The sequence below is a fragment of the Pseudoalteromonas sp. MIP2626 genome, from assembly GCF_013414205.1.
In the GTDB taxonomy this organism is placed as follows: domain Bacteria; phylum Pseudomonadota; class Gammaproteobacteria; order Enterobacterales; family Alteromonadaceae; genus Pseudoalteromonas; species Pseudoalteromonas nigrifaciens.
In genome coordinates, this window is record NZ_JAATTW010000023.1 from 1 (window position 1) to 15,036 (window position 15,036).

Annotated in this window: 13 protein-coding genes and 4 tRNA genes; 5 read left to right on the forward strand and 12 right to left on the reverse strand. The window is 40.4% G+C overall.

Translation table 11 applies throughout. The annotated features are described in order from the left end of the window. The 8 genes from HC000_RS10915 to murB form a co-directional block, all read right to left on the reverse strand. Nucleotides 1-299 (reverse strand): GTP-binding protein (locus HC000_RS10915; protein ID WP_244363788.1); only part of this gene is annotated, 299 nt, incomplete at its 3' end. 135 nt (nucleotides 300-434) lie between these two features. Continuing rightward, nucleotides 435-510: transfer RNA gene (locus HC000_RS10920), tRNA-Thr, on the reverse strand. Nucleotides 511-522: 12 nt separating this feature from the next. Continuing rightward, nucleotides 523-597, reverse strand: a tRNA-Gly gene (locus tag HC000_RS10925). 45 nt (nucleotides 598-642) lie between these two features. Then, nucleotides 643-727 (reverse strand) — tRNA-Tyr (locus HC000_RS10930). A 41-nt stretch (nucleotides 728-768) separates the two neighbouring features. Next, nucleotides 769-844 (reverse strand) — tRNA-Thr (locus HC000_RS10935). Nucleotides 845-961: 117 nt separating this feature from the next. Further along, nucleotides 962-1,669, reverse strand: a complete 708-nt coding sequence (locus tag HC000_RS10940; protein WP_179807642.1) for a pantothenate kinase — start codon at nucleotides 1,667-1,669, stop codon at nucleotides 962-964. Further along, nucleotides 1,666-2,658 (reverse strand): bifunctional biotin--[acetyl-CoA-carboxylase] ligase/biotin operon repressor BirA, encoded by a 993-nt coding sequence (gene birA, locus HC000_RS10945; protein WP_179807643.1) that lies wholly within the window; start codon nucleotides 2,656-2,658, stop codon nucleotides 1,666-1,668. The genes HC000_RS10940 and birA overlap by 4 nt, the downstream gene beginning before the upstream one ends. Then, entirely contained in the window at nucleotides 2,655-3,665 is a 1,011-nt protein-coding gene (gene murB / locus HC000_RS10950; protein WP_179807644.1) for a UDP-N-acetylmuramate dehydrogenase, read from the reverse strand. The genes birA and murB overlap by 4 nt, the downstream gene beginning before the upstream one ends. 143 nt (nucleotides 3,666-3,808) lie before the next feature. Between murB and HC000_RS10955 the strand changes: the two genes are divergently transcribed. Next, entirely contained in the window at nucleotides 3,809-5,650 is a 1,842-nt protein-coding gene (locus HC000_RS10955; protein ID WP_179807645.1) for a M1 family metallopeptidase, read from the forward strand. 74 nt (nucleotides 5,651-5,724) lie between these two features. On the opposite strand, the gene HC000_RS10960 is transcribed toward HC000_RS10955, so the two are convergent. Continuing rightward, complete coding sequence (locus HC000_RS10960) at nucleotides 5,725-6,327, reverse strand: DUF2057 family protein (protein WP_179807646.1); 603 nt, start codon at nucleotides 6,325-6,327, stop codon at nucleotides 5,725-5,727. Nucleotides 6,328-6,420: 93 nt separating this feature from the next. On the opposite strand from HC000_RS10960, the gene HC000_RS10965 reads away from it, so the two are divergent. The 3 genes from HC000_RS10965 to HC000_RS10975 all read left to right on the forward strand — a co-directional run bounded on the left by HC000_RS10965 (nucleotide 6,421) and on the right by HC000_RS10975 (nucleotide 10,044). Further along, entirely contained in the window at nucleotides 6,421-6,792 is a 372-nt protein-coding gene (locus HC000_RS10965; protein ID WP_011329544.1) for a histidine triad nucleotide-binding protein, read from the forward strand. A 213-nt stretch (nucleotides 6,793-7,005) separates the two neighbouring features. Next, complete coding sequence (locus tag HC000_RS10970) at nucleotides 7,006-7,662, forward strand: response regulator transcription factor (protein ID WP_086994433.1); 657 nt, start codon at nucleotides 7,006-7,008, stop codon at nucleotides 7,660-7,662. A gap of 225 nt (nucleotides 7,663-7,887) precedes the next feature. After that, nucleotides 7,888-10,044, forward strand: coding sequence for an ATP-binding protein (locus tag HC000_RS10975; RefSeq protein WP_179807647.1), 2,157 nt, complete (start codon nucleotides 7,888-7,890; stop codon nucleotides 10,042-10,044). Nucleotides 10,045-10,051: 7 nt separating this feature from the next. On the opposite strand, the gene HC000_RS10980 is transcribed toward HC000_RS10975, so the two are convergent. Both HC000_RS10980 and HC000_RS10985 read right to left on the reverse strand, forming a co-directional pair. Next, the gene (locus HC000_RS10980) at nucleotides 10,052-11,479 is read right to left on the reverse strand and encodes a mannose-1-phosphate guanylyltransferase/mannose-6-phosphate isomerase (RefSeq protein WP_179807648.1); all 1,428 of its coding nucleotides are present in this window, start codon (nucleotides 11,477-11,479) and stop codon (nucleotides 10,052-10,054) included. A gap of 69 nt (nucleotides 11,480-11,548) precedes the next feature. Then, nucleotides 11,549-12,322, reverse strand: a complete 774-nt coding sequence (locus HC000_RS10985) for an amidohydrolase (protein ID WP_086994424.1) — start codon at nucleotides 12,320-12,322, stop codon at nucleotides 11,549-11,551. Between the two features lie 412 nt (nucleotides 12,323-12,734). Between HC000_RS10985 and HC000_RS10990 the strand changes: the two genes are divergently transcribed. Beyond that, nucleotides 12,735-13,364, forward strand: coding sequence for a methylthioribulose 1-phosphate dehydratase (locus HC000_RS10990; RefSeq protein WP_179807649.1), 630 nt, complete (start codon nucleotides 12,735-12,737; stop codon nucleotides 13,362-13,364). A 133-nt stretch (nucleotides 13,365-13,497) separates the two neighbouring features. Here the strand turns inward: HC000_RS10990 and HC000_RS10995 are convergent, their stop codons facing one another. After that, the gene (locus HC000_RS10995; protein ID WP_179807650.1) at nucleotides 13,498-14,979 is read right to left on the reverse strand and encodes an FMN-binding glutamate synthase family protein; all 1,482 of its coding nucleotides are present in this window, start codon (nucleotides 14,977-14,979) and stop codon (nucleotides 13,498-13,500) included. Nucleotides 14,980-15,036 lie beyond the last annotated feature (57 nt).

Below are 15,036 nucleotides of genomic sequence, written 5' to 3' on the forward strand. Positions count from 1 at the left end.
TCCATTTGAGCAGCACCAGTGATCATGTTTTTAACATAATCGGCGTGACCAGGACAATCTACGTGTGCGTAGTGACGAGTAGGCGTATCGTATTCAACGTGAGACGTTGAAATTGTGATACCGCGCTCGCGCTCTTCTGGAGCGTTGTCGATTGATGCGAAATCTTTAGCAACACCGCCGTATACTTTTGCAAGTACGTTAGTGATTGCTGCAGTTAATGTAGTTTTACCGTGGTCAACGTGGCCAATTGTACCTACGTTAACATGCGGTTTTACGCGTTCAAACTTTGCTTTTGCCATGACGGAACCTATCAGTTTTGTGTATCTATATTACATATGAAAATAATCCACCATAGGTAGATTAAGTTGATTTTTTCAAATTTCAAATAGTTTTTTCTGACAGATAAAGGAAGCGCTTAAGGAGGTTCTTAAAACTGGTGCTGATAGGCAGAGTCGAACTGCCGACCTCACCCTTACCAAGGGTGCGCTCTACCAACTGAGCTATATCAGCATCACCATAAACTGGAGCGGGCAGCGGGAATCGAACCCGCATCATCAGCTTGGAAGGCTGAGGTAATAGCCATTATACGATGCCCGCGTTAGGAACCTGTTCTTAAAATACCTCTAACCGTCAAGAATAAAGTGGTGGAGGGAGCTGGATTCGAACCAGCGAAGGCTGAGCCGTCAGATTTACAGTCTGATCCCTTTGGCCGCTCGGGAACCCCTCCACGATAATTCTTTACTAATGCACTTTCGGTAAAAAGGAAAGTGGTGCCGACTAACCGAGTCGAACGGTTGACCTACTGATTACAAGTCAGTTGCTCTACCAGCTGAGCTAAGTCGGCACTGCTTTAGTACGGGGCGAGATATTAGAGTAAGCTTTATTGGGATGCAACTATAAAATTAAAATAAATGAGAATTTATTGTCTAAATGCTCACAATTCAGGCAAAAACCGGCTTTTTTATAATTTATTGCTATTTTCATCTAATTCATACCAATAATTTAAGCCTTTAATAACCAACATTGGATCAAAAATACTCTCTTTGAATTGCTGTTGTAATAACGCCCCATAACCACCGGCAAAAATAATTTGCGTATTTTTATCATTTAAATAAGGTTTAGCTTGGTTAATTGCCCCTATGGTGGCAACCAAGGCACCATTTTTTAAACCGTTTGGGGTGTTTTTTCCCAGCTGATTAGTAAATGGCGTATTTTCATCATCAAAAACGCGCTGGGTATTTTGTGTTAACGAGCAGGTCATTAAATCAAGGCCAGGTAAAATCCAGCCACCTAAGTGCTGCCCGTCACTATTGAGTACATCAATTGTGGTAGCCGTACCGGCATCAACAACTATGCAGGCCTTATTTGGATACAAGGTAAAGCTTGCAATAAGTGCCAGCCATCTATCTATGCCTAAATTATTAAAGTGCTCGTAAGCACAGGTGAGCCCGCCTAGCGTTTTAGTTACTTTAGCTTCAAAGCAGCTAATACTATTAAAGGCGGCTTGCGCTAAAATAGCATTAAGTAGCTCACTGCGCCCTACGCAAGCATAAATAACGTGTGTAATTGCATGCCAAGGTAAATTATTTAAATCACATGCTTGAACTTGCTCGTTTTGCCACAGCTTAGCTTTAAGTGAAGTATTGCCTACATCTATGAGTAATTTCATAGTTGCGCCTTTCTGAGCGAAATTTCGCCGCCGTAATAGCTTTTTACTTCACCATCTTGGCGAATACGAATTCCGCCTTGTGAGTCTATTCCCTCACATATTCCGCGCCAACTACGATGTCCGGTATTTAGCTCTACACATTCACCAGCAAATGCATTTAAAGCATTCCATTGCTGATGCATGCTCTGTAAACCGCTTTCACTATACTGCTCTAAACGCTGCTCTAAATAATAAGTAAGCGAGGCAACCAACTGATTTTTATTAAGCTGCTGCGTATGTTGACTTAAATCAGTCCATGCTTGATCAATGTGCTGACTAAAGCTCTCTGGCATTTGTAAGTTAATACCTATGCCTATAACTAACTGACAAGGACCTTGCGGTTGCGCGTCGAGCTCAACTAATACGCCAGCGAGCTTTTGTTTATTGAGGTAAATATCGTTAGGCCATTTTAGCTCTACTTCTATGTTGTATAGCGCTTTAATAGCATCATATACAGCTAAGCCAACCACTATAGATACGCCCATAGCGGCTTGTATGCCATCATCTAAGCGCCAAAAGTAACTATAATATAAGTTGGCTCCAAATGGCGACTGCCAAACCCGGCCCCGACGCCCACGCCCCAACTGCTGCATTTCGGCCACAATAACAGTACCCGATTCAAGCTCAGTTTTTGCTTGTATGCGGCGCATTAGCTCACTATTAGTGGAGTCTATTATGGGGTGTACTTCTACTTTGGCGGTAGTTGCACCTAACGCTTGATAGTGTTGTTGTATTTGCGCTTGGTTTAACAGTCCGACTTGGCTATTTAAGCTGTAACCTTTACCAGTTACCTTAAAAATATCTAAGCCCATTTCTTGTAAACTTTTAATATGCTTACTAATAGCTGCGCGGCTAATACCCAGTTGCTCGCCTAATACCTGCCCTGAAATAAAACCACCTTGATTGAGGGCATTTAAAATGGCGAGTTTATTCCCATCGGGTGCTTTCATGGCGTTGGCTCCGCTGTAATATGGCATTCACTATTGTTATTAATTAAGCGTACTTCGTGCTCTAACATAATGTTGTAACGAGAAAATACGCTGTGTTGAATATGTTTAATCATCGCAATTAAATCGCTTCCTTGGCTTTGGCCGTAATTTACTAGCACTAGGGCTTGTTGTTTATGTACCTCAATACCTGCAATGCGGTAGCCTTTTAAACCCGCCTGCTCTATTAGCCAACCCGCAGCCACTTTATGGTGCTTTGCACCGTGTTTATAATGCGGTAAATCTGCAAAGGTAGTTAATAAGGTAGCTAAACATTGATTAGTAATAATGGGGTTTTTAAAAAAACTACCTGCATTAGGTAAGGTATAAGGATTGGGCAGTTTGCTGTTACGTGTTGCTATTACTTGCTCAAATACCGCTTGTGGCGTAACGGCTGCAAGTTGCTGCAGCGGTCCATAACTCAATACCGGCTGCCACTCTTTAGGCAAGGCTAAATGCACAGTAGTGATCACCGCTTTATTTTTTAACGCGTGTTTAAAAATAGAATCGCGATAGCCAAATTCACATTGCGCATTATTTAAGGTATTAAAGGTTTTGTTTGCTATATCAAAATACTCAACCGACTCTACAAATTTAGCCAATTCAACTCCGTAGGCACCAATATTTTGCACCGGCGCAGCACCCACAGTACCTGGAATAAGCGCTAGGTTTTCAAGCCCGGGAATGTTTTTAGCCAACAGCTCGCTGACTAGTTGATGCCAGTTTTCGCCAGCGGCCACGCTAATTAAGTAATCGTTTGCGCGCTCTTTTATTTGTACACCTTGAGTTGCCATTTTAATAACAGTACCGGTGTAATCATTTAAAAATACCGTATTACTGCCCTCGCCTAATAGGCAAAATGGAGGCTTAAAGCTTTGCGTTTTAAGCTGCTCTAGGTTATTAATTTTAACAAATTGTTGGCATTGGCTGGTTAATGCAAATGTATGTAACGTTTGTAATGAGTGCGCCACAAAGCTCTCTAAATATACCGGTAACTAATCGCGTTAGTTTAACGCATTGTCGCAAATAGCGCATCTGAATGTAAAAATTGCTCAACCCGCCTCGCCAATCATGATATAAAACCAACACTTATTTATTTGTGTTCAGGGTAATTATGAAAATCACACCTCTTTTTTTAAGCCTAGCTATGGCTGGTATGTGCTCACAAGCAATGGCCAATGCTATTGATCAAAACTCGTATGCTAACCTCAATGACGTTATTACTACGCATTTAAACCTTGATTTAGATGTCGACTTTGCCGACAAGCAATTAGAAGGTTTTGTTGAGCACACCCTAGAATGGCAAAATAACAACAGTAAAACTCTAGTGCTCGACACTCGCGATTTAGATATTGATAAAGTAATGTATCAAGCGCAAAACGGCACATGGCATAAAGCTAAATTTAGTTTAGCAACACGCGATGATGTTAAAGGCTCAAAATTAACCATTACTTTTAAAAGCCAAGCGCCAAAAGTACGTATTTACTATAATAGCCGCCCTGAAGCGTCTGGCCTACAATGGTTAACACCAGAGCAAACAGCCAGCAAAACACACCCGTTTATGTACAGCCAATCGCAAGCAATTCATGCCCGTAGTTGGATCCCAGTACAAGACACGCCGGCAATGCGAGTAACGTACTCAGCGCGCATTCATACTCCTAAAGATATACGTGCGGTAATGAGTGCCGACAATAAAGACGCGCTTTATAAAGATGGCGACTACATTTTTGATATGCCACAAGCTATTTCGCCTTACTTAATTGCTATTGGCGCAGGTAATTTAGAATTTAAAGCAATGTCGCATCAAACCGGTATTTTTGCTGAGCCAACTATTTTAGATGCCTCGGTTGCCGAATTTAACGACACCCAAGCGATGATCGATAAAACTAACGCACTTTACGGCGATTATGCATGGGGTCGTTACGACTTACTTATGTTACCGCCAAGTTTTCCGTTTGGTGGCATGGAAAACCCACGCCTTTCGTTTATTACCCCAACCGTGGTTGCAGGCGACAAAAGCTTAGTAAATCTAATTGCCCATGAGCTTGCTCATTCTTGGTCTGGTAACTTAGTTACCAATGCAACCTGGGAAGATTTATGGTTAAACGAAGGTTTTACCTCGTACGTTGAAAACCGCATTATGGAAGAAGTATTTGGTCGCGACCGCGCAGTAATGGAACAAGCCCTTGATGCAGCAGGTATTCGCGCCCAAATTAAAACGCTTGATGCACCAGACACGCGCCTTAACTTAAAGCTTAATGGCCGCGATCCTGATGATGCGTTTAGCTCTGTACCTTATACCAAAGGGCAATTATTCTTAATTTACCTAGAAGAAAAATATGGCCGCGATAAGTTTGACGCCTTTGTAAAAACTTACTTTAACGAATTTGCCTTTAAATCTTTAACCACTGCACAATTTGTTACTTACCTAAAAGCTAACTTAATTGATAAGTACCCTGGTATTGTGAGCATGGATAAAGTAAATGAATGGATTTTTGCGCCAGGTTTACCAAGCGATACACCTAACCCAACATCAGATGCATTTGATAAAGTAGATACAGCAACAGCTACTTGGTTAAATGGCGATATCACAGCAGCGCAATTGCCTACAGCTAATTGGTCGGTGCATGAATGGTTGCACTTTTTAAATAACTTACCGCGCGATTTAAGCCAAACACATATGAGCGAGCTTGATACTGCGTATAACTTAACGCAATCAACTAACGCTGAGCGTGCATTTGCTTGGTTTATGCTAGCGGTAGGTAATGGCTACCAGCCAATTTATCCGGCGCTTGATAAGCACTTAACCAGTATTGGTCGTCGTAAGCTAATTGTCCCGCTTTATAAGTCACTTATTGATAACGGCAAAAAAGACTGGGCACAAAGCGTGTACTTAAAAGCACGCCCGGGTTATCACCCACTAGCACATGGCACTATAGACGCATTATTTGAATAAAAACGAGCTTAATAAGCGAGTGTTTAAAATACAAAAAGGGCCGACATTCGGCCCTTTTTAATTGCATAAAAAAGCTACTTGGTTACTTTTTCTAAAAAGGCTTGTTGCTGAGCTGGAGTTGCTTGTTGCCACCAAAAGTCGAGCATTGCTGCTGCGCTAGGCATGCCCTTACCATTAATAGGTGCAACGAGTTTACTTACTTCGCTTGCGCTTGTTGCCATTGCCGTTGTATTACTAACTTGCTGTACTGGCACAGTGTTTGTAAGCTGGGCATTAGAAATTACACTTAATGGCGCAGCCAGTGCACTTCCTTTTGCTTTTAAGCTTACTTGTGGCGACTGTGCAAATACTTTAGCCCCAACCGCATTTTTGGCACGATTAAACTCTAAAGTATAATCTTTACCCGCTTCAATAGTTACATTTACCCAAAATGGTTCAGACTCTACCACTTCGTGATCGTCGTAACCTAGGTCATACAAGTCAGTATATTTAAGCTTTAATTTATAACTACCCGGTGCTAGCTCTATGTCATCAACACGGCTAAATATCGAGCTTTCAATAACACGCTCACCAACTTGCAGAGGCACAAACTCTTCTGGAAAGTGAATATTTTCTGCCATGCTCGACACACTAAACAATAGCGCTGCGGCACTACCTAATAATATTGATTTACGCATATTTTCTCCTTTATTTGATTTCAGTTTGACACTGCTTGTAAAGTTTGTCATTAGTGGAGCTTACTTTAATCATACTTAATTAGGGGCCATATAATGAGCCAAGAGACTATTTTTACTAAAATAATTAATCGTGAGATCCCAGCTGATATTATTTATGAAGATGAGCATACTCTCGCCTTTAAAGATATAAACCCTCAGGCGCCATTTCACGCACTTATTATCCCCAAAAAGGCAATTGCTACTATTAACGATGTAACGCCTGAAAACTCGCATTTAGTAGGTAATTTATATGTAGTAGCGGCTAAATTAGCCAAGCAACTAAACTTTGCCGACGATGGCTACCGAGTGGTCATGAATTGCAATGAACATGGTGGCCAAACCGTATATCATATTCATTTACATATGCTTGCAGGTAAAGAGATGGGCTGGCCTCCTTATCAAAACACCAAAAAAGTGGCGCTATAACCAGCTATTTATTTTATACAATTAGTTATAAGCTTTTTAGGTTGTTTTATTTTGTAATCGCAATCAATAAATAATTACTTATTTGCAACATTTTATGTTTAAATAATCATAATATCGTACTTGCTTTTTGCGTTACAACGCGACTTTCTAATACAAAAGGTGTGGAGGTCGTGGTAAACTTAATCATAAGCTTTATAAAAGAGTAAAAATAATATGAGCAGTTCAGCCTTTTTGTTATTAGATGAAGAGCCCATTAACACTATTGGTATTAACGTTTTAGAACCTTTGTTAAAAACGCAAGGTATTAGCGTAACCACAGGCACCAATATTTTAGATGTGCCTGTAGGAACACGACTTTTGTTTATCGAAACATCGAGCAAAGATGCGTGGGGAAAATTAAAAGAGCAACTGGTTAATTTACGGATTAAATGCGATATCGTATTATTTAATTTGGATGAAAACCCAGAGCTTGCTAATCGTGCCTTACTTAGCGGAATTCGTGGTGTATTTTACACCACAGATAACGCCGATGTATTGATGAAAGGTATTCGCTTACTACTTGAAGATCAACTTTGGTATCGCAGAGATATAATGTGTAATGCATTAAATCGTATGTTGCAGTTTAATAAAGATGCACTGCATAAGCTTACCGAAGGCGATATTGAGCCAGTTAAACTTACCAAGCGCGAAAAAGCCATAATTTCATTAATGAGTAATGGCTCAAAAAATAAAGAAATTGCTGAAGAGCTAAGCATTAGCCCTCACACAGTTAAAACTCATTTATACAGCGCATTTAGAAAAACAAAATGTCGTAACCGTATTGAGCTACTATCGTGGGCACAGCAGCATATTCCAGACGAAATACGTTAATTTAAACTTTAGTTTAAACACAAAACAGGCACATACGTGTCTGTTTTTGTATCTGGGCAAGCTTAATCAGCAAACTCAAATTTTAAATAATAAGTCGCTCCCCAGCAAATAAAATATACGTTTTAATTTCAATACAGTTCAATGTGTTAAACAATATATTGAGCTATTTTCGGTTAAGTAATTATTGTTATACTTTTAATCTAATAACACGCTATTGGTGCCTCAATGCTCGACTCTTTTACCCTATATTTTGCCAGTATCGCCGTTATGGTGGTAATGACCCTGCTAAATTTTTTAACCTGGCGCACCAATAAACACACTCCAGGCACTCTGCTTTATATTTTTTATCCTGTTTTATTGCTCGGCGTTATTATTGGCTTTACTCTGATCGGGCGAGTTCCTGAACTTGTCGCCATTAGCATTGCCAATATATTGATGTTTGCGGCCTCAATTGTGCATTGCCTTGCTATTAGCCAGTTTTTAGATTATCGCGGTATTGGCTTTAAACTTGTTTGTGCATTTACTGCTTTTAGCAGCGTAATGCTGGGTTATTACAGCTTTTTGTCGCCATCTATTCAAGATAGGCTGTTTATATCTGATATACAGCATATAGCTGAAGCTGCATTTTTACTGTTTATATTTATAAAGTATGCACGTAAGCCCTATCCCAACGGCAGCATTGTTTATATTATAATTTTAACTTTAGTTGCCGTAAGCTTTATTGCCCGCTCGATATTTATGCAAAAAATTGAGCAACATGACACCCTATTAAGCCCTTGGTTTAGCTCGTTACTTTTTTTAAACGGGGTTATAGCACCTATGTTTTATGCCGCTGGCATGGCACTGTTGTGTAATGAGCGCAGGGAGCAGCATCTTAATAAGCTCACTAAAAAAGCCCGTAAAGATCTAGAAATACGTGGGTTGTTTTTATCAACTATCAGCCACGAAATTCGCACCCCTTTAAACGGCATTTTAGGCAGTGCTCAGTTAGTTATGAACCAAACAAGTGATGCTCGCAATAAAGCCTATTGCGAGGCAATTATTAACTCTGCCGAATCCCTTAATTTACTGGTTGATAAAGTACTCGACTACGCCAGCCTTGATCAAAGCGACGAAGCTCTTTACGAAGAAGATATTGAGTTTAAAACTTGGATACAAAATTTATGCTTATTACTAAGCCCTCTAGCAGAGCAAAAGCAACTTAAGTTTGAGCTACTTTGCAATATACCCGATCAAGCCTGTTACTACTGCGATCAACAAAAACTCAGGCAAATTATTATTAACCTTGTGGGTAACGCAATTAAATTTACCGACCAAGGTAGCGTTAAAATTCAAATTGATCTAATCACTGAAAAACAACTTGAACACACTATTAAAATAAGCGTAAAAGACTCAGGCCCCGGCATCGAGAATGACGAAATAGCCTACCTAACCGAACCCTATGTGCAAAGTAACGCCGGAAAAGAAAAAGGCGGTACAGGCCTTGGTTTAGCAATAACCAGCCGCTTACTCGAAAAACTGCATAGCAAGTTAGAAATAGCCAGTAGCCTAGGGAGTGGCAGCGTGTTTAGCTTTGATATTACGTGTGCGCTGGGCGAACTCAGCCTAGTAGCACAGCGTCATCAAAGTAAAGATTATTTAACCGGTTTAAAGGTGTTGTTAGTAGAGGATTTAGATTTAAATCAAAAAATAGCCGTAGAATTTATGGCCGACGACGAACATAAAATTAAGTTAGCAAAAGACGGTAAAACTGCAATAGAGTTAATGCAAGCGCATCATTTTGATGTAGTGCTGCTCGATATGAACCTACCTGATTTGACCGGCCAACAAGTACTTAAAACATTGGCTAAAATTGAGCATAAAAACCAGCGTACTCCCGTACTAGCCTTTACTGCAAGCTTAAGCCCTAGTGAGGTAAAAGAGTACTTAGCGCTGGGTATAAAAGACATTGTAGGTAAACCTATTAAACACCAAAAATTGCGCCAAGCACTAAGCGATTCACAGTCAACTAAAACGGCTACTGTAGCTGTAGATTTGGTTGATACTTTATATGACGCAAGCGCTAGCGAAACGCTTACCAGCTCTTTTAGTATTGATGAAGTGTCGTCTATTTATAACGAGTTTGTGCTCTCTACCCGCAATAAACTAAATCACTGCCAAGCGCTCGTAGAACAACAGCCCGAGCAATGCATTAAATTATTACATCGCCAAGCCAATACCGCACTACAGCTGGGCTTTAACCGTTATGGTTTAGCGCTGAAAAAAATAGAGCGTCGTATGCTTGATAAAAAGCCGCTAAAAAACGCCATCAATGAAGCGCTCGACCTTTGGCAGCAAAGTTTAGAAGAGTATTTAAGGTGTGTACGCAAAGGGCTGCAGTAAAGCGTTGTTAGTTTCTGCCATATTTATCATCAAACCGTTCAATGTCGCTTTCATCTAAAATAGTGCCTGTTTGTACCTCAATTACTATTAACGGCGCATTTTTATTATTAGCCAAACTATGAATTTGCTTAGCGGCAATATAACAAGACTGATCTGCACTGAGTGTTAGTGCTTGCTTATCAATGCATACATCGGCAACCCCAGATACAACTACCCAATGCTCGGCACGATATTGATGGCGCTGCGTAGAGAGCTTAGCGCCGCTGTTTACGGTTATTTTTTTAACCTTAAATCCACTGCTTTCTACCAAGGTACGATAATTTCCCCACGGCCGATAAACAACTTGGTGGTGGGTTAACTTGTCTGTTTGCATAAGCGCTACTTTTTTGAGTAATAACGGCAGTGCATCAAGCTCATTTTGATTCGCAATAAGTGTGGCATCGTGGGTATGAATAACAGCTAAATTACTTACCCCTAAGGTGGCAATAGTATGATCGGTTTCGCTTATTATTAAATTGTTTTTACTGTTTTGCGCGACATAATTAGTATTTACGTTATTGCCTTGCGGATCTTTTTTTAGCAATTTAGCAAGTGATGAAAAACCACCTACGTCACTCCAATTTAAGGCAACAGGCATGACAACTACGTTGTCACTGCGCTCTAAAATAGCATAATCTATGGAGTCACTCGGGCAAGCTTCGAGCGCTTTTGCACTAGGGCGCGTAAAGCCTAAATCCTGACTAAAATTGGCGGCGTTAGCCACACAATTGGCAATTTTAGGTGCAAAGCGAGCCAACTCTTGTAAATACGCTGCAGCAGTAAACAAAAACATACCGCTATTCCAACTATAACTTCCATCTAACAGGTAGCTTGTTGCGGTGGTTAAGCTGGGTTTTTCTTTAAATTCAGCTACTTCAAAGCAGTCAGTACCGGTAATGGCGCTTCCTTGTTTTATATATCCGTAACCTGTGTGTGGCTCGGTAGGCGTAATAGAAAAGGTAACTAATTTACCTTGCTCAGCTAATATTGTCGCGCCGTGTAACTGCTCGGTGAGTAAGTTAAAATTATTTATATGATGATCCGCTGGCATAACTAACAGTGGCCCTGTTATGCCATTTTGTAGCGCATAATGCGCAGCTAAAGCAATTGCTGGGGCAGTATTTTTACCTGTGGGTTCTAAAAGTAATGCGCGCGGATTTGCACTAGCAGCTTGCTCAGCGGCAATAAATCGGTGCTGTTCGTTACATACTAAAATAGCTCGATTGAATACCCTACCGGTTACCCGTGTTAGGGTATTTTGTAATAACGACTGCCCAGTAGGTTCAGCATCGAGTAAGGGTAAAAACTGTTTTGGCATTGCTTGGCGCGACAACGGCCATAAACGAGAGCCAATGCCGCCCGCTAAAATAACTGGAGTGATTAAAGAGTTGTTCATAGTGCTGCCGCCAATAAATATCAGCGGCTATTTTAACACTTAATTAGCCGCTGGCTAATTTAAGCTGCTTTATACTAAGTTAAAAGCATCCGCATCTAAATGCGCCGGAAATTTAGCCTTAAAGTCATTTAATGGTGCTTTGTGCAAAGTAATGGTTATTAGCGCTTGGCTATTATCTGCAGCTTTTACTAAAGCATCACCTTTAAAGTCATATACCGCTGTGCCACCATTGTGAGCAACACCATTGGCATCATCACCAATGCGATTTACCCCAACCACATAACATACATTTTCCATCGCTCGCGCCATTAATAATGTATCCCAAACATGGCGTCGCACTGCGGGCCAATTAGCAATATTAATCATTACATCGTAATCGTTGTTATTGCGCTGAAATACCGGAAAGCGTAGGTCGTAGCACACTTGTGGTAATAGCTTAAAGCCATTAATAGTAAACACTTTGCGCGCTTGTCCTGCTACTACAAAGTCGCCTTCGTTGCCTAAACAAAACAAATGACGCTTATCGTAAAAGTCTACTTCTCCATTGGGCTGCACCCAATAAAACCGGTTGGCCTTTTTACTGCCTTGCGTAACAAATACTGAGCCTGCAATTACTGCATTATGTTTATGCGCTTGCGCCTTTAACCAGGTAAGTACTTTGCCATTTTCAGGCTCAGCGCAATCTAAGTTTATTGCAAAGCCTGTGGCAAAGGTTTCGGGCAGTAAAATCAAGTCTGACTGCTGAGTCACTGCATCTAACTGCTTATTAAACATAGCTAAATTAGCGTCTTTATCGAGCCAGTGTAGTGAGCTTTGCAATAATGTAAGTGTTAAAGTTGACATAGTTTTGTGCCGCCCTCTTTTAAGTTTTTAGTGTAACCTGAACTCTGGTTAAGAGATTTACTAACGTATTGAATCATATTTATATTTAACTTTATTTTCTCTAGCCAAAGATTTTCAGTGAAAATAAGGCGAATTTACGCGTTAATAGCTGGCCTATTGCAAGTAAATTCAACGCAGTTAGCGCTGAAAATAGCTGCTTGAGATAGGTTTATTATCCGGAGATCAGGTTAAGTATAAATGACCAACTTAATTGTTATTAGAGTTTGATAAAACATACCTTATGCTGGTAGCTTAGTTATTAACACTCTATATCCTTAATTGTGGTTTTGCACGCAAAGCGGTGCTACCATCACTTAATATAGAAGTTTAGCCGTCTAAATACAATTAACTGATGCTCGTTTGTGAGGAATATATGCAAAACAACAATACCGCTATTTCGCAACTTATTGAAGCTGGGAAGTGGGTTAGCCAAAAAGAGTGGATACCCGCAACCGGTGGGAATTTTTCAGCAAGAACTGAGTCGGGCTTTGTAATAACAGCTAGTGGCCAAGATAAAGGCAAGTTGACCAATGAGCAATTTTTACAGCTAGATCTACAAGGCAAGCCTTTGGCAGGAACAAAAAAACGCTCAGCCGAAACACAACTGCACTTGAGCTTGTATCAGCTAATTCCCGAAGCGCAATGTGTACTGCACACGCATTCTGTTGCGGCTACCGTGCTTTCGCAAATAACAAAAAGTCATAAACTCGATTTAACTGGCTACGAAATGCAAAAAGCTTTAACCGGTTTTACCTCGCATTTAGAAACCCTAAGCATTCCTATTTTTAATAACGACCAAGACATAGACCATTTAAGTTTATTGGTAAGCGATCATCATTTACACACTCCTATTGAACACGGAGTGCTTATACGTGGCCATGGTTTATATGCTGTAGGGCGAAATATTGATGAAGTTCGTCGTCATTTAGAAGTGCTGGAATTTTTATTTAGCTGTGAATTAGAGCGTTTAAAAATTACCGGCATTCAAGCAAATAATAAATAAATAAATAAAATTAAGGCCCATTGTTATATTACGTAACAATGGGCCTTAATTAATGACCTAATAAATATTGAGTGCATAAAAAAGCAGCTTAGTTTAGTGCGCTTAAGCACTCATATATTTAATGCTCACTGTGTTATTTATAATTTTCGTAAATTTTATCTAATGGCTCTGAAAGACCACTTTCTTGAACTATACGCACATGTTCACGTTTTAACTCTCGCGCACTAGATACGCCGCACGAGTGCGCGATTAAGCCCGCTCCATAGTGCACATACTTATTATAGTTTGCCACACGCTGTGCTTTGTCTGCCACATTTAAGCCACGTTGCAGGCGCTTGTCGTGCGTGGTGATCCCTGTAGGGCAAGTGTCTTTATTACATTGCATTGCTTGAATACACCCTAGTGCAAACATATGGCCGCGAGCAGATACAACAAAATCAGCCCCCAGTGCTAATGCCCATGCAACTTTAGAGGGTACGATTAACTTACCTGAGGCAATAACCTTTACTCGCTCTCTGAGCCCATGTTTTTCTAACAAGTTAATTACTAATGGCAAGCTTTCTCGCAGTGGTAAGCCCACTGAATCTAATAATGACTGTGGTGCGGCGCCTGTGCCACCGTCTGCACTATCAATAGTAATAAAGTCGGGCGCTGACTCAATACCGCGATGATTTATTTCAGCGAAAAGAGTTTCTAACCAAGTATACTCACCAATTACCGCTTTAAAGCCGGTTGGTTTACCGGTTGCGTTACGTACGGTTGCCAACATATCAAGAATATCTGACGGCTTTTTAATTTCAAGGTGGCCATTAGGGCTAATTGAATCTTGCCCTTCGGGAATACCGCGTATTTTTGCAATTTCAGCGTTAACTTTTCGCCCAGGTAACATACCGCCTTTACCTGGTTTAGCGCCTTGGCTTAGCTTTATTTCAAACATTTTTACTTGTTCGTGAGCTGCTATTTCTTTTAATTTAGCAGTGCTTAAATTGCCATTATCGTCGCGCACACCGTATTTAGCAGTACCAATTTGAAATACAATATCTCCCCCGCCTTCTAAATGATACGGGCTTAAACCGCCTTCACCGGTATTATACCAACAGCCAGCAAGCTTAGCTCCTTTAGATAAAGCACGTACAGCAGGTTTTGACAAAGCACCAAAACTCATACCTGAAATATTAAATATTGAATTAGTGGTATAAGGTTTTTTACAGTAAGGGCCTAATGTCACATTACTAGGATCGAGCGCTTCTTCATCTAAAGTAGGGAATGCACAGTTCATAAACATCACTGTACCGGTTACTTCAAGGCTTTGAGTCGAGCCAAACGCAGCAGTATGATCAACATCTTTTGCAGCGCGATATACCCAACTACGTTCAGCACGATTAAACGGCATTTCTTCTCTATCTAGTGCGAAAAAGTACTGGCGGAAAAATTCGCCTTGGCGCTCAAAAAAATATCGAAACCGACCAATTACCGGATAGTTGCGCCTAATTGCATGCTTTGTTTGGGTTATATCTCTAAAATAAAAAATAATAACCGATAAAACTATAAACCCTAATACAACAATAAAAAGGCTCGCAAATACATTAATACTTAGAACTATAAAATTGTTCACTCAAAACCCCTCTGCAGTACTTTTTCGCCAATAAATGAAAATGGCTTCAATAGACAA